General features: G+C 60.5%; 1 protein-coding gene. It reads left to right on the plus strand.

Annotated features, from left to right (window positions below; translation table 11 throughout):
• Positions 1–517 (plus strand): TetR/AcrR family transcriptional regulator (locus EOA86_RS37815; RefSeq protein ID WP_164892464.1); only part of this gene is annotated, 517 nt, incomplete at both ends.

The raw sequence follows: 517 nt of genomic DNA on the forward strand, positions 1-517 counted from the left end.
GGCTATGAAGGCCTCACCATCCGCAAGCTGGCCAAGCGCGTCGGCTATGCGCCGATGTCGGTCTATTCCTATTTCGCCGACAAGCAGGACATCTTGTTCGCGCTGGCCGAGGATGCGTTCGAGACCCTGGCAAAGCGTATCGAGGATCACCCGGCCGACGATCCGATCGAGGCGCTGCAAGTCGTGATGACCGAATACGCGGCCTTCGGGCTTGGCAACCCCAACGAGTATCGCACGATATTCATGACCGAAAAGGTCAAGCCCCAGGAAGGCAGGACCTTCGCCGAAATGCAAGAGGGCAACCCGTTGATGAAAGTGCTGATCAATAGGGTCGAGGCCTGCGTTGCCGCCGGCAAGCTGAAGGGCGACCCGCGCGCCATTGCGACCATGCTGTGGGCGGTTGGCCACGGCACGATCTCGCTGCTGATTACCTTTCCTTTCTATCCGTTCGGCGACCAGCAGGCGTTCGTGAAACGGATGTGCGACTTCACGCTTTCCGCGCTGGCCACCCAGGACG

Origin of the sequence: Mesorhizobium sp. M5C.F.Ca.IN.020.32.2.1 (genome assembly GCF_004023105.1) — a bacterium.
Classification (GTDB): domain Bacteria; phylum Pseudomonadota; class Alphaproteobacteria; order Rhizobiales; family Rhizobiaceae; genus Mesorhizobium; species Mesorhizobium wenxiniae.